This is a genomic window from Pasteurella skyensis, assembly GCF_013377295.1.
Taxonomy (GTDB): domain Bacteria; phylum Pseudomonadota; class Gammaproteobacteria; order Enterobacterales; family Pasteurellaceae; genus Phocoenobacter; species Phocoenobacter skyensis.
In genome coordinates this window covers 979268-1001466 of record NZ_CP016180.1, presented here as the reverse complement: position 1 = coordinate 1001466, position 22199 = coordinate 979268, and the positions used below count along the sequence as shown (strand labels likewise).

Here is a 22199-nt window from a genome sequence, read left to right as displayed (position 1 = left end):
ATCATTTCTTTTTCAGAATGATGGTGTTCAGTTGCTTTAATAAAGGCGTAAAAAGATAATCACGCCACCAAAATAATGGTGGTAATGCTGAGGAGGATTTTTTTTAACATTTGCTTTTCCTAGAGAAGGATTATGTTTATCTTGGGTAACTTCTTCAATTGCGAACACAGTGTATTCACAATTGGAAAAGTTAACTAAAGCGGTTGGCAAAAGTGTAATTGCCGATATGAAAATATACTACCAAAGGTTACAGTTAATCCTTTTTTATTGCATTATATTGCACATTACAGATAGCTGATTTTCATTATACCGCATTTACCGATTACTTAAAAACCGATAAACCACCCACGCCCAACCAATAAACACAAACTGAATAGGTACACGAATTAGTGCTAGTTTATGCGTACCGATAGCAGGGTTTTCCATAAATACATCACTGATATGTATCGGTAAAAACACCCAAAACATCATAAATATTGCCAATGCTGACCAAGTGGCAATGGTTTTACCATAAGGGCGAATATGATTAAACCTAATCGCCAATAATACGCCTAAAATTATTTCAATTACCGCTGAAAAATAGACAAAAAATTCTGTAAATGGTAAAAATCGTGGTACAAAGGGCATATAAAAATCCACTTTGAGAAAGTGCTGAATACCTGCGTTTATCATAAATATAACGAGTACATAGCGTAGAAAAATGAGCGTATATTGTTTTATTTTTTGCATTGTTTTTTACCTAACTATATCTTAAAAATGCGTAAAAATTTCATCTAGTTCAAAACGAGATTTTGGCAAATTAGCATTAAAGTCATCATCATTGTGATAACCGAGAGCAACTAAAGTAACAGGTGTTAACCCTTTTTCTTTTAGCCCTAAAACAGCACTTAATATTTCAGGATCAAACCCTTCCATTGTAAGTGTATCAATGACCATATCAGCCGCTGCAAGTAATAATCCACCTAAAGCGATATAGATTTGATTAGCTGCCCAGTTTTGTAAAAATTCAGGGCTTCCACTGTGACTCGCTAAAAATCCATTACGTAAATCCCTTGTCATATTATAAATTTCTTCGTTGGGGATACGCCCATCCGCTTGTTCTTTCTCGAGTAGTTTATCTAAATGGTTTTGGTCAATATCATTACGTACACATAGCACCATAATATGTGATGCGTCTAAAATTTTTTGTTCATTGAAAATATAATTACCCTGTGTGGCTTGGGTGATTTGTTTTTTTCTTTCTTCACTGTCAGTAATGAGAGTATGCCAAGGCTGAATATTAATACTAGACGGACTTAGTTGATAAATCGTTTTTAGTGTATGAATATCAGCATCACTGATTTTTTTATTTGGATTAAACGATTTTGTTGAATAACGTTTTTTTGCTGTTTCTAAAATTGACATATTATTTATTGTTTCCTTAAATTGTATTTGTGGAGACGTAGTATGCTACGTCTCTACGTTAGATATTTATTTTGCAAAAAATGCTTTTAATTTCACCGCTTCTTCTTCACTATATTCCATATGACCCACAGGAACTTGACCATCGATTGCTTCGATAACTTGGTCAATCATTGTTCCTTTAAATGCACCACATAACTCAATTAATTGAATACCACCAGCCACTAATTCTTTAGCAACATCACAGGCTTGCTCAACGGTACCTACACCGTAAACGGTCATTGCAAAAGCAGGTGAGTCAATTTGTGCTGATTTTGGTTCAGTATAACTTGGGTCACGCATAATAAACGCATATTTACTTAATTTCATTTTAAAACTCCTATAGTTTTGATTTGTTAATGGTTTAAATTGTTTTGTATGCAAACAATTATACGGATAAAAATTTTGCTTGCAAGTATTTTGTGTGCAAAATATATTTTATTTATTGGATTTTTTAGAAATTATCGCTAAAAATAACTTGATGACCTTTACGATCCAGACGACTAACATCGATAAACAAAGCTTTTGCAAGATCTTCGTTGCTAATAGCACGATATTTTTTTAATTTGCCAATCATTGTATATTGTAAAATATTAACTAACCAGATACCGATAGCCTCCCCAATACGTTTCTCTTTTCGATTACCATAAATCAGTGATGGACGATAAACCAGAATATTGGGAATATTGTATTGTAAAATATCTCGTTCCATTTCGCCTTTAGTTCGGCTATAAAATACTCGACTATTTGCATTCGCACCGATAGCTGAAATTACGCTAAACGTTGGTATATTGTTTTTTTCTGCTAATTTTGCTGATGTGACAGGAATACCGTAATCAATAGCTCGATATAAGGTTTTATCGGGTGTCTTGGCTTTTGTTGTTCCGATACAGCAAAATACTTCATCGGCAGTGAAATTATCGGTTTGTTGCTCTAGTTCTAACATATTACAAACGATTTCTTCCAATTTAGGGTGTGTTTTTCCTGTTGCTCTACGAGTAAATATTTTTACTTTTTCGTAGTCATCACTTGCTAGTAATAAATCTAGCAAATAACTGCCAGTAAGTCCTGTTGCACCAAGTAGAATAGCGGTTTTTTTCATTTTTTCCTCTTTTATCATTTTGATTTCGTTATTTCTTAGACTTGATTAAGTAACTAAATACGAGAAAGAAGAAGAGTCCAAATAGCCAGTCATTTATTCCATATATACTGTAAAAGATACCTGCCATTATATCTTCTTGATATACATCTGAAAGATTATGATGAATAAGCCAATTTATCCACATACACCCATAAATAGATTTCTCAATAACGAATATACCAATTAGCCATTTTAGATGATGAAATGATTTGGAAACGGATAAAAATACACCACCCCATACCATTATCATTAATAGTCCAAAATTAGACATTACAATGGGATCGTATTTAACGATTGTTTCATTGGTAAAAAATCTTGAAAAGAAGAGTACTGATAGGTTCATAATACCGGATAGGGTAAATCCTTTGCTAATAATTATATCTATTTTACTCATTGTTATATCCTGTTTTTAACCCAAATTACTTAATCTTTTATAAGGAATTTGATATATCCACTAAATGTATAATAAGGGCTATTAAACGTAATAACAGCCTGAGTATAAACTCAAACTGTTATATTTTTTATATTATAAGATTGAGTTTTACTTCAATTTATTTAATAAAAGTTCAGCAACCAATTCTGATGATGCAGGGTTTTGCCCAGTGATTAATAGATCATCTTCAACTGCATAAGGAACCCAATCTTCTTTTTTAGAATAAATTCCGCCATTACTTTTTAACATATCTTCTACTAAAAATGGCACAATATTAGTTAATTGAACAGCCTCTTCTTCACCATTTGTAAAACCAGTGACTTTTTTACCATTAACTAAAGGTGTTCCATCTGTATTTTTGGTATGTTTAAAAATTGATGGTGCGTGGCAAACCGCAGCAACAGGTTTATTATTTTGATAAAAGCTTTCTATCAATGCAATTGAATTTTTATCTTCTGCCAAATCCCATAAAGGTCCGTGACCACCAGGATAAAAAACCGCATCATAATCTGCTTGATTTACCGTTTCTAATTTAATGGTTTGAGCTAAAATAGCTTGTGTTTCTTTATCTCCATTAAATCTGATTGTTGCAGGTGTTTGAAAGTCAGGAGATGCACTTTTAGGATCAATCGGTGGTTGTCCACCGTTAGGTGATGCAAGCGTTATTTCAATGCCATTATCCTTCAATACATAGTAAGGTGTTGCAAACTCTTCTATCCAGAATCCTGTTTTTTCTCCAGTATTGCCTAAGTCTTCGTGACTTGTTAGTACAAATAATACTTTTTTCATATTTTTTCTCTTGTTGTAAATGGTAAATTTTTAATAGTAATAGTTATTTCAACTACTATACTTTAAAGTAGCTAAGGTTAAATGTTAAGGTTTAACAATACGCCAAATATTTCTAAATCCATCACCAGTGGTGTCGCCAACTTTTTTATCTTTAATCCAATAATATAAGGGCTTACCTTTAAATGCCCATTGTTTTTTGCCATCATCACGAGTGATTACGGAGTAGTCCCCATCATTGATTGCATTATCTTTAGCAAATAATGGTGGCCAATAAATTGCACATTCATCATTACAAACACTTTTGCCACTGTTGGCAATGTCTTTATCAAAAGTATAAAGGGTCATACCATTTTTGTCTGTAAGTAAGCCATTGAGTGTGCTGACAGGCACCGATTGAGTACTATTTTGGCTAACTGATGATGCGTTATCAGAGGTGTTGGCATAGCTTGTCATAGTAACAGAAGCTAATAAAACGGAGGTTAAAAGTAATTTTTTCATTGTGTTATTCCTAATTTATTTTAATGATATATTGACTTCAATATTGCCACGTGTGGCATTTGAATATGGACAAACTTGATGAGCTTTTTCAAGCAATTGTTGAGCAGTTTTTCTCTCTACACCTTGAATATCCGCCACTAAATCAACAGCTAAATCAAAACCACCTGTTGCATTAGCAAGAATACTTACTGTTGCAGTAATGGTACTATCAATTTTCACTTTGGATTTTTGAGCGACTAGGTTTAACGCACTATCAAAACACGCCGCATAGCCACCAGCAAATAATTGTTCAGGGTTAGTAAAGTCATCATTTTGACCACCTAATGCTTTTGGCATTCTGACTTCTAAATCTAATACACCATTATCTGATTTAATGTTGCCATTTCTTCCACCAGTGGCAGTTACTGTTGTTGAATATAATGCTTTCATTTTGTTTTCCTTTTATTTTGTATAAGTGTTTTTTACAATTTGTTGTACATCATTAGGTGTAATAGCTTGATGTTCTCCAAGCCCTAACCAACCACGTTGAGTAAATCTTTCAGCGATAATTTCGGCACTACCATTGTAATCTTCCGTATAAGCCGATAGCGTCGTTTCGATACCTAATGAATTAAAAAATTGTTCTGTTTTTAAGATACCTTGCTGTGCTTTTTGTTCAAGATTACCTTCTGTAACTTGCCAAACTCGTTCAGCATATTGAGCTAATTTTTCTTTTTTAGTTTCAAAACAATGCTCATAATAGCGTGGAGCAACAATGGCTAAGGTACGTGCGTGATCAATACCAAACAATGCTGTTAATTCGTGTCCAATGGCGTGAACGCCCCAATCACTTGGTACGCCTTGACTGATCAATCCATTTAATGCCATCGTACACGACCACATAAAGTTAGAGGCAGCTTGATAATCGTTAGGATCATTCACAACAGTTTCACCCACTTCGATCAAGGTTTGTAAAATACTTTCAGAAAAACGATCTTGGAGTAAACCACCAGCTGGATACGTCATATATTGTTCTAAAACGTGAGTAAAAGCATCTGTTACCCCATTTACCAATTGTTTTTTAGGCAAGGATTGAATAACCGTAGGATCAAGTACAGAACATTGAGGGAACAATAATGGCGAACCAAAAGATAATTTTTCTTTTGTTGCTCGGCGAGAAACAACTGCACCTGAATTCATTTCAGATCCTGTGGCGGGCAGTGTTAAAACGGCAGAAAAAGGTACGGCTAATTTTATTTCTGCTTTTTTGGCTAAAATATCCCAAGCATCGCTTTCATAGTGTGTGGCAGCCGAAATAAATTTTGCACCATCAATCACTGAACCACCGCCTACTGCAAGAATATAATCAAGCTGATTTTCTTTAATCGTTTTAACCGCTTCCATTAAAATTTCATATTCGGGATTAGCAGGCACGCCACTAAATTCAATAAGGGTATAGTCTTTTAATGTATTGATAATTTGATCATAAACACCATTACGTTTAATACTTCCCCCACCATAAAGCATTAAGATTCTTGCATCTTCTGGGATCTCTTGAGATAAATTGGCTATTTGTCCTTGTCCAAAAAGGATTTTAGTCGGATTTTTGTATTGAAAATTTTTCATTTTATACTCTCTATTAGTTGAATTTATTTTGTATGCAAATAATTATATAGAGGAAAAATTTATTTGCAAGTATTTTGTGTACAAAATATTTTCTGTTATACTTATCCACACAAAATTTAATAATAGAAGGTAATAATAATGACAACAAATAATCAACAATTATCTAACCAGCTTTGTCATCGTTTCTATGTGATTTCAAATGCAATCACACGACGTTATAGGGTATCACTTGAAAAGATTGATCTAACTTATCCGCAATATGTAGCAATGATGGCTTTGTGGGAAGAGGATAATATTAGCGTTGGAGAATTACACAAAAAAACCTTAATTGATAATGGGTGTTTAACGTTAATGCTGAAAAAAATGTGTGATAAAAATTTAATTACACTTATCGTGAGTGACACGGATAAACGAATGAAAAAAGTGAAGTTAACAGATAAAGGGATTAAATTAAAAATTCTTGCCCAAAAAGAGCGAGATAAAATTAGGCAGGAGCAAACACAAGCATTAACTGAAACAGAATATCAACAGCTTGTATTTTTATTAGATAAATTCAAATCTGACTTAATTTAATAGAAAATTATCGAATTATTAACAACAAAAGAGGCTTTAAAATGATTACATTACACCACCTAGAAAACTCACAATCTTTTCGCATTATTTGGTTGCTTGAAGAACTTAATGTACCTTATGAATTAAAGGTATATGCACGTGATAAAAAAACAATGCTTGCTCCAGAGGAATATAAGGCATTACATCCCGCAGGCACTGCACCGATTATTACAGATGGCGATGTTGTGTTAGCAGAAACCAATGCAATTGTGGATTATATTTTAGAGAAATATAGCGAAGAAGGACAAAGATTACGTCCTGCACAAGGTGATAAAAATCGCATTCCTTATTTATACTGGTTCCACGCAGGGCAAGGAAGTTTAATGCCAATGTTATTGATGGTATTTATTTTTAATTCAATGACAGAAAAAACACCTTTCTTAATACGTCCATTAATTAAACGTGTTACTCAAACGGCAGCAACATTTTTTCCAATGCCACGTATTAAAAAATTACTTGGATATATGAATGATCAGCTAGAAGAAAATCAATTTTTAGCAGGAAGTGAACTAACTGCAGCAGATATTGTGACGAGTTTTGAATTGCTGACAATTAATCGTTTGAAATTATTTAATTTCCAAAGAGATTTTCCAAATATTGCAGATTATGTAGAGAGAGTTGAGGCGATTGAGTCTTATAAGAAAGCATTAGCAAAAAGTGAAGCGTTGTAATTATATTTTTGCAAATTTTTATTAAAATGTAACCGCTTGTTTATCAAATAAGCGGTTATTTTTTGTTTAAATTATAGAATAAAATTGAAGTGTCTAAAACTTTACTTTATCATTCTCTTGTTCATTTAATTAAATTATAGAGGCAAAAATGAAAGCATTAGCATTTAATGGTAAAGGCGGTGAGTATTTCAAAATTTGGATAGTGAATGTGTTATTAACTATCGTGACTTTGGGATTGTATTACCCTTGGGCAAAAGTGCGTACAACTCGTTATTTTTACGGAAATACCGAGTATCAAGGACGCACTTTAGATTACCACGCAACAGGGAGACAGTTGCTAGTAGGTTATATTATTGGTTTAGTGTTAGTGATTAGCTATGGTGTATTAAGTCAACTCACTCCAGCTCTTTCGTTAATTTTACCTCTATTACTATTTGTGGTTGCACCTTGGTTAATTTGGCGTAGTTTGATGTTTAATGCTCGAATGACCAGTTTTAGCAATGTGAGATTCAGTTTTGAAGGAGGCTTAGGACGAGCTTATTTAATTTATTTATGGCTACCAATATTGATTTTTTTGGTTTTTCTTTTACCAGTTATAGCAAGTAGTACGGTGAGTGCCTATATGTTTCAGAATAATTTTACACAGGCTATGAGTGGCAATGAAAATCCAGTGAGTCTTTTTGTCTTGCCTATAATTACTGGTATTGTTGGCTTTGTTATAGCACTTGTTTTATCTGTTTATATTATGGTTATAAGAAAGAAAAAAGAGATTGAATATACTATTGGTGGTTTGAAATTTGGGCAAGGTGAATTTTCCGTTAATGTGACTAAAAAGAAACTCTTTATGATTTATGTGAAAGCAGCATTGATTACTCTTCTTGTTGGTGGCGTTTTTGTAGCAGGTTTTATAGCATTAGGTTTCGATTTATCAGGAATGAACCGCTATGATCTTGCTTATGAAATGGAAACTAACCCTATATTTATCACAATGTTTATTTTAATCTATGCAGGCTTTTTAATATTCTCTCTATTTATTGGTGCCTATATTTATAGTCGCCAGCGTCAATATGTTTATCAAAATATGCTACTTGATGATAAGGTTTGTTTTAAATCAACCATTACTGCAAAAGGTTTATTTGGAACAATGATCACCAATATGTTACTTGTTATTTTTACCTTTGGTATTGGCTCATCTTGGGCGGCGGTAAGAATGTCTCGCTATGTTGTTACCAATACGTGGATTGATGATAGCAACGTTAATATTGATGATTATTTAACCCAAAAAGTAAAAGAGCAATCTGCAATTGGTGAAGAAATTGGGGATGCTTTTGATATTGATGTCGGTGTTGGTTTTTGATGTTAATAACAGGTCGATGGTTTCCTAAAGGTAGTGCTGCACAGTGTGAAGCAACGCTAACCGTTGCTTGCGATGATAAAATTGTGCATCGTGAGCAACAAAATCGTATTTATAGTGTTGAAATTTCCAATGGTGAAACACTGACAGGAGAAATCCATCAACTTGTTATTGAGCCTAGATTGGGCAATCTTGAACGAAAAATAGAGCTAGCGGATGGCTCTATTTTTATTACTTCTGATAATATTTCTGTTGATACGCTAATTGTTAATACTAAAAGCAATCGCTTTTTCTTATGGCTACATCGTCAAGAAAGTAGTTTTAAGCGTATTATTCTATTTACCCTGATTGTTATTGTCTTTGCCTTAAGTTTCTTACAATGGGGTGTGCCTTGGGTCAGTCAAAAAATGGCATATATTGTTCCTACCGAAATTAGACAAGTTCTCGGTGAGCAAACCTTAGAATTTGTTGATGAATTTATGTTAGAAGAGAGCGAGTTAGAGGACAAAACAAAAACACGTATTCAACAACGTTTTAAAGATAAATTATTGCCTTTGCTCCCTGATAGCGATGTAAACTATCAACTCCGTTTTAGACGTTTCTCCCTCAATGATGATATTGAATTAGCAAATGCCTTTGCGTTACCCTCTGGTGATATTATAGTGACAGATAGACTGGTAGAAATCAGCCAAAACCCTGATGAGATAGACGCTGTTTTATTACACGAAGTGGGGCATATTGTTAATCGTCACGGCTTGCAGTCTGTGGTGCAAAAATCATTAATGACTGTGATTGTGCTTTCTGTTGTGGGCGATACTGATGGATTGGCAGATTTAGTGGTGGGGTTAGGTACCGCCGTCGTTGCCAATCGTTATTCTCGAGATCACGAAACAGAGGCTGATGAATTTGCATTTAATAAAATGTTACAGGCTAAAATTGATCCTAAATCTTTTGCAAATATTCTTAATCGGATAGAGGCAGACAGCAAACTTTTTTCTTCAACAAAAGAAGAGCCGATTTTAGAGAATTCACAACAAGCTAGTGATTTATTTTCCACTCACCCCAATACCCAAAAACGAGCAGAGCAGGCAGAGCGTTATAGTCAATGTTATAAACAGGGATTAGTAATTTGTGAATAATGAATTAGGATATAGAAAATAGTATGGCAGATGAAATATTAAATATTTCATCTGCTTTTTTTAAGTCATTTATTTTGTATCTTCTGGTTTTTTAGGTAGTGGAAGTAAAAAAGCAATCAATATAAATACTGCAGAAATGCCACCAACAACGGGTATTGCTGAGATTCCTTCAATTAAAGCAGGATATTTGTGATTACCTGTTTCAACCAGAGTGACTTTTCCTCCTAAACTTGTAAAGAAAAATGTATCTTTTAATACACCATAAATGAGCATAAATGCAAAAGCACCGAGTAAACCACCTGCTATAAATACCAAAGCATCTTTACGTCCAGCACCTGCTCCTACAACCGCTGTTCCAGGACAAAATCCAGCCATTGCCCAACCAATACCTAAAATAGCACCACCGATAATCACTCCGATATAAGAGGATTTCACACTGATATGCCCAACATTAACTAGTCCAGTCGCTAATAAAATAAATAAAATTGCACTACTCAAACCAATGGCGAAAAGAATGGCTTTCATTAAATGAAGGTTTTTAAAGCGCAACATATCAATGATAAGTCGAGGATTGCCAGCACCCACTTTTTGTAAAGTAAAACCAAAAAATAAGCCTAATAAAATTGCTAATACTAGTGTCATTATTTATTCTCCTCTTTTATAAAAAAATAGTGCGGTAGGAATTGCTGTGGCAAACGCAGCTGCTGCAAATAGATAACCACTTAAGGAGGTTTGCATCATACCACTCATCATATGACCACTTGTACAACCGCCTGCTAAACGAGCACCAAATAAAGCAAGAAAACCACCAATAAAGGCAAGTAAAAAGCGTCTTGTAGTTAACTTATCATAAAGAGAAACTTTATGACCATAATAGCTATCCACCTCCTCTTTGTTTGATAATTTTGAAGCAAAAAAGCCACCAAATAACATTGCTAAAACAAAAACAAAACTATAATTAGCAGGATTTGCGATATTTTTAGCATATTTTCCACCACTTTTATTCAAATAAGCATTATTACTTGCATAACCACTTTTAGTTTCTGATGATTTAACCACCAATTCAGGTGAAACAGTATTCCAAATTATGCCATCTAAAATAACAAATTGTGTCGATACACCAATTGGCTTAACCAATAACACTGCCAATAAAAAAGATAAAGCAAGTGCAATACCACTTGTTTTCCAACCCCAACGTTTTTTTAATACAAACTTCATAAGTTACACCTCAATTAAATTATTTTTAATATTAAGAAAATGTGAAGTATAATTGTATGTTAATTTTTTATGAAAAACAAGCACTGCAAATTTAATTTTTTGTAAAAAGATCAAAAGATCCTACCGCTTATTGTTATTTTTGAGTAAAGTTTAGCTATTTTTTAATAAGAGATATGGTTAAAATATCCTTAAATAAGTGAAACAGAGAGCCTAAAATGACTATTGCTAGGATTATTGAACAACAAAAAACCTTTTTTAATACCAATCAAACTAAAAATATTGATTTTAGAATTTCACAGTTAAAAAAATTAAAACTGTTATTAAAACAAAGTGAAAGTGATATTTATCAGGCACTTGAAAAAGATTTAGCTAAATCACAATTTGAAAGTTATTTAACTGAATTATCGATACTTTATTCCGAATTAGATTTTTTTATTAAAAAGGTAAAAAAATTGAGTAAACCACAAAAAGTAGCGACAAACTTAGCTAATTTCCCTGCAAAAAGTTATCGTATGCCAGAACCATTAGGTATAACACTTATAATTGGTGCGTGGAATTATCCTTTACAACTCGCCTTACTGCCTGCATTAACTGCGCTAGCAGCAGGAAATACCGTGATTTTAAAACCGAGTGAATTAGCGCCTTATACGTCAGACATCATCACAAAATTAATTAATAGTCATTTTGATAAAGGTTATTTTTATGTACATCAAGGTGGAGTCGCTGAAACAACGGAATTACTCTCTTATCGTTTTGATAAAATTTTCTTTACAGGAAGTAGTGAAGTTGGGCAGATAGTGTATCAAGCTGCTGCTAAACATTTAACCCCTGTGACCTTAGAATTAGGTGGAAAAAGTCCTGCATTTGTTTTTGCAGATTGTGATCTAAAAATGACCGCTAAACGTTTGGCTTGGGCAAAATGTTTAAATGCAGGGCAGACCTGTGTTGCACCTGATTATGTATTAGTTGAAAAATCAATTGAAACAGCATTTTGTGAAGCGATGAAGAATGAAATACAACAAAACTATGCTCATCCACAAGTTAAAATAATCAATGAAAAGCACCTAGAACGAGTAATAAAATTGATCGATAAAGAGAAGGTGTTTTATGGTGGCGAGGTTGATAAAGATCAGTGTACGATTTCACCGACCATTTTAAAAAATGTGACTTTTGATGATGATATAATGCAACAAGAGATTTTTGCACCAGTGTTACCTGTGATAGCTTTTGAAAATTTAGATGAAATAATGATACAAGTCAAACAGTATGAAAAACCGTTATCTTGTTATATTTTTTGCAAAAACTCTCAAACAACTGACCGCTTGTTGAAGGAGATTTCTTTTGGAGGAGGGGCAGTAAACGACGCATTAATGCATTTATCTAATCATAACTTACCTTTTGGTGGAGTCGGCTTTAGTGGAATGGGGAGTTATCACGGAACAGCAGGATTTGATTGTTTTTCACATTATAAAAGTATTCTTGAAAAACCATTTTGGTTTGAAAGTAGTTTGAAATATCCTCCATACACAGAGTTAAAACAAAAAATACTAAATTGGATTATAGGATAACAAAAGATACCGTTTATATTTATAATAAGCGGTATCTTTGTTTTTAAAATTTACCATTTTTAAGAAAACTATTGTTTACCTGTTTTCTCTTTATAATGACGGCGACATACGGCTAAATAGCTATCATTGCCACCAATTTGGATTTGAGCACCTTGAGTGATGGCTTCACCTTTTTCATTCATTCTAATTACAAAATTGGCTTTTGAACCACAATAGCAGATTGTTTTTAGTTCTTTAAGTTGATCTGCCCAAGAGAGAAGATAACGACTTCCTTCAAATAATTCAGATTGAAAATCAGTACGTAAACCATAACAAAGAACAGGGACTTTTAGTTTATCAACCACTTCTGTTAATTGATAGACTTGTTCTTTACTTAAAAATTGTGCTTCATCAATCAGTACACAATGTAATGGATTTTCTTTAATATATTGAGCGATTTCTTCAAATAAGTCAGTGTCTGATCTAAATAATAACGCTTCTTGTGAAATTCCAATGCGAGAAGATACTTTTCCTACACCAAAGCGATCATCGATTGCTGCAGTGTAAACAAGGGTATTCATTCCTCTTTCTTGATAGTTGTAAGATGATTGTAGCAGGGTAGTCGATTTTCCTGCATTCATTGATGAATAGTAAAAATAAAGTTTTGCCATAGTTTAAATAGCCATTTTGAATAAAAGTTAGATGTAAAAAAACGACCAATAAATTAGTCGTTTTGAATTGAATAATTAAATGTTATCAATTTGACCAAGCAGAGAGCGTAAACGATCTTGCCAGTTTTCTTGTTCCATTGTTAATTGCTCATTTTTTTGAACTAGTTTTTCTTTCTCTGAAGTAAGAGTACTGTTCTTTCCTTTTAATTCTTCTACTTCAAGTTGTAGTAACTGAATAGTTTCTACCGCTTCTTTAATTTTACTTTCGAGTTTATCAAGGATTTCAGCAGACATAGTTTTTCCTCTAGTTTAATGATTATTAATGGTTGAGTTATTATAATTAAATTTTGTAAAATTTTCAGCTAAAAGTTAATTAACCTTTTAAACCGCTAATTAAATGCTCAATTTTTGACAAATAGTATTGCTGTAATGTAATAAAAAGGTCCAGTTAACTAAAACTAGACCTTCTTGAAAGATACTATGAAATATTTGGAGCGGAAGAGTCGTCTAAATTCTCTTCAATATTTTCATTGTCTTCTAATTTTCCTGTGGTTTCACCAGAATCATTATCTGATGAGGTGGAATTATTATCATCATTCCAACCCTCTGGATCACTAACAGGTTTACGTTCCATTAATTCTTTAATTTGTGGCATATCAATGGTCTCATATTTCATTAACGCATCTTTCATCGCATGAAGAATATCCATATTTTCTAACAAGCAAGCTCTCGCTTTCTCATAGTTACGATCCACAATTTTACGTACTTCTTCATCAATCAGTTTTGCGGTTTCTTCAGAAACGACTTTTGGTGCGCCAAAACCTTCTTCATCTTTGTAAAGAATAGGCCCTAAATTTTCAGAAAAACCCCATTCAGTTACCATTCGACGAGCTAAACTAGACGCTACTTGAATATCACTAGAAGCCCCTGTTGAGATATTTTCTTTACCATAAATAATTTCTTCTGCTAAACGTCCGCCATAGACACTTGCAAGTTTACTTTCAATTTGTTTATGGCTCATACTAATACGATCACCTTCTGGTAAGAAGAATGTTACCCCTAAGGCTTGTCCACGAGGAATAATTGTTACTTTATGAACAGGATCGTGTTCAGGCATTAAATAACCGACAATGGCGTGTCCTGCTTCATGATAAGCCGTGGATTCTTTTTGTTCTTCCGTCATAATCATTGAGCGACGTTCAGGACCCATATTGATTTTATCTTTTGCTTTTTCAAAATTTTCCATTGTCACGGTTTTTTGATTTGCACGAGCAGAGAAAAGCGCAGCCTCATTCACAAGGTTTGCTAAATCTGCACCAGAATAACCTGGTGTACCACGAGCAATAATCATAGGATCAACATCAGCTGCTACAGGTACTTTTTTCATATGTACTTTTAGGATATGTTCACGACCACGCACATCAGGTAATCCAACCATCACTTGACGGTCAAAACGACCAGGACGAGTTAACGCATTATCTAATACATCAGAACGGTTGGTGGCAGCGATAACAATAACCCCTTCATTACCTTCAAAGCCGTCCATTTCAACCAGCATTTGGTTTAAGGTTTGTTCACGCTCATCGTGTCCACCACTAAAGCCAGCACCACCACGTTTACGACCTACGGCATCAATTTCATCAATAAAGATGATACAAGGTGCATTTTTCTTTGCTTGTTCAAATAAGTCACGTACACGAGATGCCCCTACACCAACAAACATTTCTACAAAATCAGAACCTGCCATTGTAAAGAAAGGCACTTTTGCTTCGCCTGCAATCGCTTTAGCTAAAAGTGTTTTACCTGTTCCTGGTGGGCCAACCATCAAAATACCTTTAGGAATACGGCCACCCAGTTTTTGGAATTTAGAAGGGTCACTTAAAAAATCAACGACTTCACTTACTTCTTCTTTTGCTTCATCGCAACCTGCGACGTCTGCAAAGGTTGTTTTTACTTGATCAGGTGAAAGCATTTTGGCTTTACTTTTACCAAAGCTCATCGCTTTGCCGCCACCACCTTGCATTTGGCGCATATAGAAAATCCAAAAGCCTATCAGTAACATCATAGGGAACCATGAGATGAAAATTTGTGATAACAAACCTCGAGTCTCTTGTGGCTGACCAGAAACTGTTACTTCTTTTTTAAGAAGATCATTTAATAAATCACGATCTGGCATTGGCATTACCGTTTGATAAGCAACACCATCCTTTTTCGTTACAGAAATAACATCATCATTCGCTTTAAAATCTACCGTATTAATACGATCATCATTTAAATCTTTAATGAATCTAGAATATTCAACAGTATTTGCTGAATTATTAATAGTATTGAATCCTTCAAAGGCAGTCATTAATACAACAGCGACTACCACCCAAAGCAAAACATTTTTAACCATATCGTTCAAGGTTAATTTCCTCTATTTTTAATAAATTATGTACAGGGTACTACAAAATACTTATTTAAACTATGCAAGCGGTAAGATTTATTGCATTTTTTGCAAATTTTAACCTTTATAACCTATTGCAACAATATAAACTTCCCGAGAGCGTCCACGAGAAGCTTCTGGTTTACGTACTTTTACTTTCGTAAACATTGCTCGTATTTCTTTCAAATACTCATCAAAGCCTTCACCTTGAAAGACTTTTACGACAAAGCTTCCATTTTTCGTTAAAACCTGACGACACATATCAAGAGCAAGCTCAACTAAATACATTGCTCGAGGGATATCTACTTCAGGTGTTCCACTAAAGTTAGGTGCCATATCAGACATAACGATATCCACTTTTTTTTCTCCTACTCGTTCAAGTAAGGCACTAAGCACACTCTCTTCTCGAAAGTCACCTTGTAAAAAATCAACTCCAGCAATAGGGTTCATATCCAAAATATCACACGCAATAACTCGACCTTTTTTACCGATTTGTGAAACGGCATACTGAGACCAACCACCAGGTGCGGCGCCTAAGTCAACTACCGTCATATTAGGTTTAAATAGACGGTCAACTCGCTGGATTTCATCAATCTTAAAATAAGCTCGAGAGCGTAATTTTTGTTTATGTGCTTTTTGGACAAATTGATCTTTAAAATGTTCGGCAAGCCATCGTGAAGAACTTGCTCTGCGTTTTTTGCTCATTAAATAAAAATTCTCAATGTTATAACATTACCCCTAATAATAAGGGCGAAATTATTTAATTCAAGTATAATTAACATTTTATTACAAATTTTATAAATAATAAGCAGAGTAAATAAAAATTTATAGTAGTAATAAACACAAATAAAATTTTTATGTTAGGATATTTAGTATTTGGATATATTTAAGGGAGAATTATGAAAAATAACACATTTGGAAGTGCTTTAATTGTTGCAGGCACGACGATAGGAGCAGGAATGTTAGCTATGCCGTTAACTTCTGCTGAAATGGGATTTACTTACACATTGATTCTACTTTTTTTGCTATGGGGATTACTTTCTTATAGTGGATTACTTTTTGTAGAAGTGTATCAAAAAGCACCTCGTACAAATGCAGGCATTGCTACATTGGCAGAGCAGTATTTTGGAATAGGTGGACGAGTCGTTGCGACAATAGCACTGGTTGTATTTATGTATGCAATTATTGCCGCATATATTTCTGGTGGTGGTTCGCTTCTTTCAGGTCTATTACCTTTTTTAGGAAAAACAGCATTTCCTGTTGCGACCATTGCATTTACCATCGTTTTAGGATTATTTGTTAGCATTGGCACGAGAAGTGTTGATTTTCTTACTCGAGTATTATTTATTATTAAATTAGTGGCCTTTTTCTTTGTATTGTTAGTAATGTTGCCAAAAGTCACAACCTCAAATTTAGGTGCAATGCCATTAAAGGATTTTGTTATTATTTCTGCAAGTCCTGTCTTTTTCACCTCATTTGGTTTCCACGTTGTGATCCCAAGCCTCAATCGTTATCTTGAAGGAAACGTAAAACGATTAAGAGCCTCTATCATTATAGGTACAGGGATTCCACTTATTGCTTATATATTATGGCAAATGGCAACACACGGTACATTAAGCCAAACGGAATTTGTTCAAATTTTAACTAGTGGACCTACATTAAATGGCTTAGTAAATGCAACAAAACATATTACGGGTAGTGGTTTTATTGGTGAAGCGGTACGTTTATTTTCAACATTAGCTTTGGTGACATCTTTCTTAGGCGTAGCATTAAGCTTGTTACATTGTTTAGAAGATTTATTAAAACGCGTTAATATTACCGCAGGTCAGACAGTATTAAGCCTACTTACATTTGTACCACCGCTTGTTTTTGCTTTATTTTATCCTGAAGGCTTTATTATGGCGTTGGGCTATGCAGGGCAAATGTTTACATTCTATGGTTTAATTTTACCAATTGGGATGGTATGGCGTATGAGAAAACGTTACCCAGATTTACCTTACCGAGTGTTTGGGGGCAATTTTTCATTAGCAATTGCTTTAGTTTCAGGTTTACTTATTATGAGTGTACCATTCTTAATTCAAGCAGGGTATTTACCAAAAGTGGTGGGATAATTAGTCCTATTTTTGAATAAAAATTACAAATCCCTTTTGTTAAAAACAGAAGGGATTTTTTGTTAATAATAAGTGAAAATAGGTCGTCTTAAATTAATGTTTTTAATGCTGCAATTTTAGTCTTTTTATCACAACTTTGTTCTGCCACTCTATTAAGTTTTTCAATTAAATCATCATTTTGATTACTTTTTGTATAGCTGAACCTTTGTATTTGTGACAGTTTTTCAGCATAAGCGGTCAGATCTTCTAATAATTTTACCTTTTCTTCATCATCGTGATATTGATTAAATAGCTCATTAATTGATTGACTGAATTGTTGTGCCTTTTCATTAATTTGTTGATCACAATATTTTTGCCAACGAATTTGTTCGCTACGAGTGAGTGTGTGAGGATAGTGTCTGGCACGATAATTGAATAGTAATTTTTCTACACGAGGATCACTAAATTTTAAGCCGTGATTGGCTAATTCTTCAGGTTTAAGGGTGCGTAAAATTGCCATATTATTTTTATCTGCATTAGAAAAAAAGGATTCATACAGTGTAAGTTCAACATTGGTTGCTTCTGCAAAGGTTCGTTCCTCACTGAAGATATCGTTTACTTTCTCTCGAATTAAATTTTTATGTTGTTTTAAACGTTTTAAATTTTCTAAACAGTAGCTGCGATCGATCCCTAAACGATCGGCATTTTCAGGTAATAAGGTTTTTGCAGGTGCAATAATAGGGCATTTATTAATATGCACTAATTTTAACGGAACAGAATGCAAGCCTTGTTCTTCTAATAATGCTTTTTTCGTATAAAGTCGTTCTTGTAAAACACGAGGATCTTCATTAAGCAAATCATCAACATTACCCGCTAAATCACACACAATCACAGCATTCTGATTAGTTGGGTGCCACGCTATAGGTACCACCCACGCAGTATTTCCACGATAATTGCCCAGCATTCCAGATACGTGAACAAGAGGCGTCATTTCACCTGTGTCGATCATTTTTTCAATGGCTTTTTTGCCACGATTTTCAAAGAAAAATTGGAATAATTTTGGTTGCTTTTGTTTAATCAACTTTGCCATTTCAATGGTTGCATACACGTCTGCCATCGCATCGTGGGCATCACTATGCTCAATCCCATTGGCTTTAGTTAAATTTTCTAATTTAAAGCTTGGATTACCTTCCTCATCATACGCCCAATTTATACCATCAGGACGTAACGCATAGCAGGCTCGTACTACATCAAGTAAATCCCAACGAGAATTACCATTTTTCCAGCTATATTCATAAGGATCAAAAAAGTTACGAAAGAAAGTATAACGTGTCATTTCATCATCATAACGAATGTTGTTATAGCCCATTACACAAGTATTCGGCTGGCTAAACTCTTGATGAATTCGCTCACTAAATTCAGGTTCAATCACCCCTTCTTTATTGCAGTGTTGAGGTGTAATACCTGTTACCATTACTGCTTCAGGTGAAGGTAAATAATCAGGTGTTTGCTTGCAATAAAACATTACTGGTTTGCCGATGATATTAAAATCACTGTCAGTACGAATACCTGCAAATTGAGCAGGGCGGTCACTGGCTGGATTAGTTCCAAAACTTTCGTAGTCGTAAATAAAAAAGGTCTGTTTATTCATAGCTTATTTTGATGGTAAATTTAGGGGAATTGTAGCATAAATTTATAACGGTAAAAATTATAAAAATAACTGATATATTTGTTGTAGGGGAGTGATTAGCAAACGTAGTTTGCGTATATCCTCCCATAGCTTGATATAAAAATTCCCACAAAATATTATTAGTCATAAATATAGCGGGTAGATTAAATCAAAAATTTACAAATTTAATAATTTCACATATATACGTAGGGTGGATACACAAAACGTAGCGTCAAAGTATGCATTGACGAATGGATGTTTTGATAGATTGATCGTCGGAAATAATAAAAATAGTATAATTGTGTACAATATAATTACATTTTCTATTCTTGATTAGTTATATTTTATCAGTAAGATGTCTAAAATAAGCGGTATGATTTTCATCAGAATTTACAAAAATAAGACAAGGAAGAATAAATTGGAAGAATATAAACCCACCCCAACAGCAATTTTTGATAAAGAACTGTTTTTATGGAAAGACGGAAAAATCAAGAAAGGTAAACATTTTGGAACTTGGGATTATTATGATTTAGATGGCAAACTTATTATTAAAAAAACATTTAATCAACAAGAAAAAATAATTAAGCAAGAATTTTTTCCACCAGTTGGAATTGATGATGGAGTAGTACTGGAATATTTGGCAGGGAGTTTTATCTGGGTAAAATATCCAGCAAAAGATAAAGACGACTTTAATAATGGCACACAAAAAGAGTGGCGTTTGGCTTTTGAAGATAAGCCACTAGATACTAAAATATTTAAAGGTAAAAGTTTAGAGCAGAGTGCTGAGATTTGGCAAAAATCAGCTTGGTTTTTAAAAGAGTTATATTATGAAAATGGTTTTCTTGCTTGGATTAAGCTATATGATGTAAATGGTAAAATTATTGATTTTGTGGAGTATGAGAGTGAAGATGAAGAAAGTGATGAAGATCTTATAAAAAGGCTCAAAAAACTTTTAAGTGTAAAAAATAAAACCATAGTAAAAAACTATAAAGAGTATTTAGAACTTTGTTGTGAAGATAATGATAGAATAAAAAATGCTATAAAAGTTTATGAAAAGGTAAATCTACAAGATGTAAAAGAGATAGAAAATCGCTTACATATAATACTACCAAAGCAAGTAAAAAGTATTTATGAAACTTATGCAAATGGTGTGGATTTTGAATATGGTTTTGAGATTTTTTCTACAAAAAAGATTGTTGGTTTAATTGATTATTTTAAATTTTTGCAAGATGATGGTTTTATAAATAATGAGATTTTTGATGAAATCTGTGATGATAAATATTTACAATTTCTAAATAATAATTTTTTTGTATTTGCTCAAAAAAAGGTAAATGCAGACTTTTTTATTATGCTATTTAGTTCTGACGGATTGTATTTTGTTTTGGATTATAGTGATGATTATTCACATAATATCTATAGTGAATATTTACAAAACTTTGAAAAAACAAAATCTTATGAAGATTTAAGCATTCTTTGGAATGAATTTTTAAGGATAGAAAAAATAAATCAGTTTAATATTATTTTAGAAGATTATGAATTATACAATGAATGTGTGGAGTATGAAGAGTTTCGTGCTTAAGCGGTATGATTTTTATCATAATTTACAAAAAATAAGAAACCAATGAAAGAGATTGAAATAACCTATTTACCAAAAATTAAAGATTACCTTGATGCTTATACAACCTATGAACAGCAAACGTTAGGCTATAAGATTGATAAAGTGGTGGCGGTGAGTTTAATATTATTTGGTTTTTTACTTGCTATTTATACGTTTTATTTTCATTTAACCAATGAATTTATAATGTATAGTGTACTTTTTGTGCTGATTGGAATACTGGATTTTATAGGTATTTTTGATTTAGGAAAATTTGTCTATTTAATGAGATTAAAAATGACAAGTAAATTTAACTGTCAGCAAAAAATTATATTTTCTGAAACAGGTATTTATTATGAAATGCTTAATATCAAATCTCAACTTGAATGGACTTTCTATACAGATTTTTTGGAAAATGAAACGACATTAATTTTAATCTATGGAAAAAGGCAATATTCAGTGATCCCAAAATCGAGTTTTAAAGATAATGATTTTATTGTTTTAAAGGATTTTTTATTAAAAAAGTTTACAAATAAAGTTAAGATATAAAAATTGCAAATTTTGATTACAATGTTACCGCTATAATTTGGATAATTACACGATGAAAAAAATATTTGTTCTATTCTTTGTTTTTATTTCTCAACTCTGTTTTGCAATGCCAGCTCCACACGGAACAGTGATTAAAAATAGTTGTGAGAGTGAAATTCAGGTATATTTTAATCATAAACAAAATACGAAGACGTTTATGGATGACCATAAAATTGCCTTTAATTTAAAAGCAGGTGAAGTACAACAAAATAGATGGTCTTCTTATAGTTATCAAGGCAATGATGATATTCCTATTTTTAAAATGAATAAAAAATGGTATTTATTTGATGTTAGATATGCAGCACCTGACTTTTTTTGTGGTTGGTCTTGCAGAGAAAAATACGATTTAGTTGCTTGTTCTTTGCAATCAGGTAGAGTGGTATTTATCAATCAATGTAAAAAAATGATAGAAGTTCATCATAATAATTCAGAAAATCATCACTTTTATTTAAAGCCTGATAAAACAGAAAAACTTAGAATAAAAGGGAAACAAGAAGTGCCAACTTTTACAATGGGCGGCAAAATATATCCATTTTATATTGAAGCACCAAAAGGCATCTATCGATTTATAGCTTGCTCATCAAATAATATAGTAAATTAAATTGAGATTAATATTGTAGGGGAGCATTAGTAAACGTAGTTTACGTATATGCTCCCGAATGCACAGGATAAGAATATCTTGGAAATTATTTCTTTTATTTGACCGATATTTTTT

The 22199-nt window shown here is 33.1% G+C and carries 26 protein-coding genes; 9 read left to right on the top strand and 17 right to left on the bottom strand.

Annotated elements, in window-relative coordinates; translation table 11 throughout:
* Nucleotides 1-36 precede the first annotated feature (36 nt).
* From A6B44_RS10905 to A6B44_RS04765, 10 genes are all read right to left on the bottom strand, one after another.
* The gene (locus tag A6B44_RS10905; RefSeq protein WP_256211104.1) at nt 37-168 is read right to left on the bottom strand and encodes a hypothetical protein; all 132 of its coding nucleotides are present in this window, start codon (nt 166-168) and stop codon (nt 37-39) included.
* Between the two features lie 147 nt (nt 169-315).
* Nucleotides 316-729 (bottom strand): DoxX family protein, encoded by a 414-nt coding sequence (locus tag A6B44_RS04805; protein WP_218061398.1) that lies wholly within the window; start codon nt 727-729, stop codon nt 316-318.
* Nucleotides 730-750: 21 nt separating this feature from the next.
* Nucleotides 751-1404, bottom strand: coding sequence for an oxygen-insensitive NAD(P)H nitroreductase (nfsB, locus tag A6B44_RS04800; RefSeq protein WP_090921000.1), 654 nt, complete (start codon nt 1402-1404; stop codon nt 751-753).
* Nucleotides 1405-1470: 66 nt separating this feature from the next.
* Entirely contained in the window at nt 1471-1770 is a 300-nt protein-coding gene (locus A6B44_RS04795; RefSeq protein WP_090920998.1) for a DUF6506 family protein, read from the bottom strand.
* A gap of 124 nt (nt 1771-1894) precedes the next feature.
* A complete protein-coding gene (locus A6B44_RS04790) occupies nt 1895-2542 on the bottom strand; it encodes an NAD-dependent epimerase/dehydratase family protein (protein WP_090920997.1) in 648 nt (215 codons plus the stop codon).
* Between the two features lie 28 nt (nt 2543-2570).
* Nucleotides 2571-2831: a hypothetical protein gene (locus A6B44_RS10835; protein ID WP_218061397.1), complete on the bottom strand. Its 261-nt coding sequence runs from the start codon at nt 2829-2831 to the stop codon at nt 2571-2573.
* A gap of 291 nt (nt 2832-3122) precedes the next feature.
* Nucleotides 3123-3803 carry a type 1 glutamine amidotransferase domain-containing protein gene (locus A6B44_RS04780; RefSeq protein ID WP_090920994.1) on the bottom strand — a complete coding sequence of 227 codons (681 nt, stop codon included), beginning with the start codon at nt 3801-3803 and terminating at the stop codon, nt 3123-3125.
* Nucleotides 3804-3887: 84 nt separating this feature from the next.
* Nucleotides 3888-4301, bottom strand: a complete 414-nt coding sequence (locus tag A6B44_RS04775) for a COG4315 family predicted lipoprotein (protein WP_090920992.1) — start codon at nt 4299-4301, stop codon at nt 3888-3890.
* Between the two features lie 15 nt (nt 4302-4316).
* Complete coding sequence (locus tag A6B44_RS04770) at nt 4317-4730, bottom strand: organic hydroperoxide resistance protein (protein ID WP_090920990.1); 414 nt, start codon at nt 4728-4730, stop codon at nt 4317-4319.
* A gap of 12 nt (nt 4731-4742) precedes the next feature.
* Nucleotides 4743-5906 carry an iron-containing alcohol dehydrogenase gene (locus A6B44_RS04765; protein ID WP_090920988.1) on the bottom strand — a complete coding sequence of 388 codons (1164 nt, stop codon included), beginning with the start codon at nt 5904-5906 and terminating at the stop codon, nt 4743-4745.
* A 138-nt stretch (nt 5907-6044) separates the two neighbouring features.
* On the opposite strand from A6B44_RS04765, the gene A6B44_RS04760 reads away from it, so the two are divergent.
* The 4 genes from A6B44_RS04760 (at nt 6045) to A6B44_RS04745 (ending at nt 9682) form a co-directional block, all read left to right on the top strand.
* Nucleotides 6045-6479, top strand: a complete 435-nt coding sequence (locus A6B44_RS04760; RefSeq protein ID WP_090920987.1) for a MarR family winged helix-turn-helix transcriptional regulator — start codon at nt 6045-6047, stop codon at nt 6477-6479.
* A 41-nt stretch (nt 6480-6520) separates the two neighbouring features.
* Nucleotides 6521-7189, top strand: a complete 669-nt coding sequence (locus tag A6B44_RS04755; protein WP_090920985.1) for a glutathione S-transferase family protein — start codon at nt 6521-6523, stop codon at nt 7187-7189.
* A gap of 148 nt (nt 7190-7337) precedes the next feature.
* Entirely contained in the window at nt 7338-8546 is a 1209-nt protein-coding gene (locus tag A6B44_RS04750; protein WP_090920983.1) for a YjgN family protein, read from the top strand.
* The gene (locus A6B44_RS04745) at nt 8546-9682 is read left to right on the top strand and encodes a M48 family metallopeptidase (protein WP_090920981.1); all 1137 of its coding nucleotides are present in this window, start codon (nt 8546-8548) and stop codon (nt 9680-9682) included. The genes A6B44_RS04750 and A6B44_RS04745 overlap by 1 nt, the downstream gene beginning before the upstream one ends.
* Before the next feature lie 69 nt (nt 9683-9751).
* Here the strand turns inward: A6B44_RS04745 and A6B44_RS04740 are convergent, their stop codons facing one another.
* The gene (locus tag A6B44_RS04740; protein ID WP_090920979.1) at nt 9752-10324 is read right to left on the bottom strand and encodes a YeeE/YedE thiosulfate transporter family protein; all 573 of its coding nucleotides are present in this window, start codon (nt 10322-10324) and stop codon (nt 9752-9754) included.
* A gap of 3 nt (nt 10325-10327) precedes the next feature.
* Entirely contained in the window at nt 10328-10900 is a 573-nt protein-coding gene (locus A6B44_RS04735; protein ID WP_090920978.1) for a YeeE/YedE thiosulfate transporter family protein, read from the bottom strand.
* Nucleotides 10901-11115: 215 nt separating this feature from the next.
* Between A6B44_RS04735 and A6B44_RS04730 the strand changes: the two genes are divergently transcribed.
* Nucleotides 11116-12468: an aldehyde dehydrogenase family protein gene (locus A6B44_RS04730; protein WP_090920976.1), complete on the top strand. Its 1353-nt coding sequence runs from the start codon at nt 11116-11118 to the stop codon at nt 12466-12468.
* 68 nt (nt 12469-12536) lie between these two features.
* On the opposite strand, the gene A6B44_RS04725 is transcribed toward A6B44_RS04730, so the two are convergent.
* From A6B44_RS04725 to rlmE, 4 genes are all read right to left on the bottom strand, one after another.
* Nucleotides 12537-13118, bottom strand: coding sequence for a thymidine kinase (locus A6B44_RS04725; protein WP_090920974.1), 582 nt, complete (start codon nt 13116-13118; stop codon nt 12537-12539).
* Nucleotides 13119-13193: 75 nt separating this feature from the next.
* Nucleotides 13194-13412, bottom strand: a complete 219-nt coding sequence (locus tag A6B44_RS04720; RefSeq protein ID WP_090920972.1) for a cell division protein ZapB — start codon at nt 13410-13412, stop codon at nt 13194-13196.
* Between the two features lie 184 nt (nt 13413-13596).
* Complete coding sequence (gene ftsH / locus A6B44_RS04715) at nt 13597-15513, bottom strand: ATP-dependent zinc metalloprotease FtsH (protein WP_090921029.1); 1917 nt, start codon at nt 15511-15513, stop codon at nt 13597-13599.
* 108 nt (nt 15514-15621) lie between these two features.
* The gene (gene rlmE, locus A6B44_RS04710; RefSeq protein WP_090920970.1) at nt 15622-16248 is read right to left on the bottom strand and encodes a 23S rRNA (uridine(2552)-2'-O)-methyltransferase RlmE; all 627 of its coding nucleotides are present in this window, start codon (nt 16246-16248) and stop codon (nt 15622-15624) included.
* A gap of 194 nt (nt 16249-16442) precedes the next feature.
* Between rlmE and A6B44_RS04705 the strand changes: the two genes are divergently transcribed.
* Nucleotides 16443-17654: an aromatic amino acid transport family protein gene (locus A6B44_RS04705; protein WP_090920968.1), complete on the top strand. Its 1212-nt coding sequence runs from the start codon at nt 16443-16445 to the stop codon at nt 17652-17654.
* Nucleotides 17655-17742: 88 nt separating this feature from the next.
* Here A6B44_RS04705 and sbcB read toward each other — a convergent pair whose 3' ends face one another.
* Nucleotides 17743-19284 (bottom strand): exodeoxyribonuclease I, encoded by a 1542-nt coding sequence (gene sbcB / locus A6B44_RS04700; protein ID WP_090920966.1) that lies wholly within the window; start codon nt 19282-19284, stop codon nt 17743-17745.
* A gap of 436 nt (nt 19285-19720) precedes the next feature.
* On the opposite strand from sbcB, the gene A6B44_RS04695 reads away from it, so the two are divergent.
* The 3 genes from A6B44_RS04695 to A6B44_RS04685 are packed head-to-tail and all read left to right on the top strand — an operon-like array spanning nt 19721 to nt 22085.
* The gene (locus tag A6B44_RS04695; protein WP_090920964.1) at nt 19721-20881 is read left to right on the top strand and encodes an SMI1/KNR4 family protein; all 1161 of its coding nucleotides are present in this window, start codon (nt 19721-19723) and stop codon (nt 20879-20881) included.
* A gap of 42 nt (nt 20882-20923) precedes the next feature.
* The gene (locus A6B44_RS04690) at nt 20924-21445 is read left to right on the top strand and encodes a YcxB family protein (RefSeq protein ID WP_090920962.1); all 522 of its coding nucleotides are present in this window, start codon (nt 20924-20926) and stop codon (nt 21443-21445) included.
* A 52-nt stretch (nt 21446-21497) separates the two neighbouring features.
* Nucleotides 21498-22085: a hypothetical protein gene (locus A6B44_RS04685; RefSeq protein WP_090920960.1), complete on the top strand. Its 588-nt coding sequence runs from the start codon at nt 21498-21500 to the stop codon at nt 22083-22085.
* Nucleotides 22086-22199: the final 114 nt, after the last annotated feature.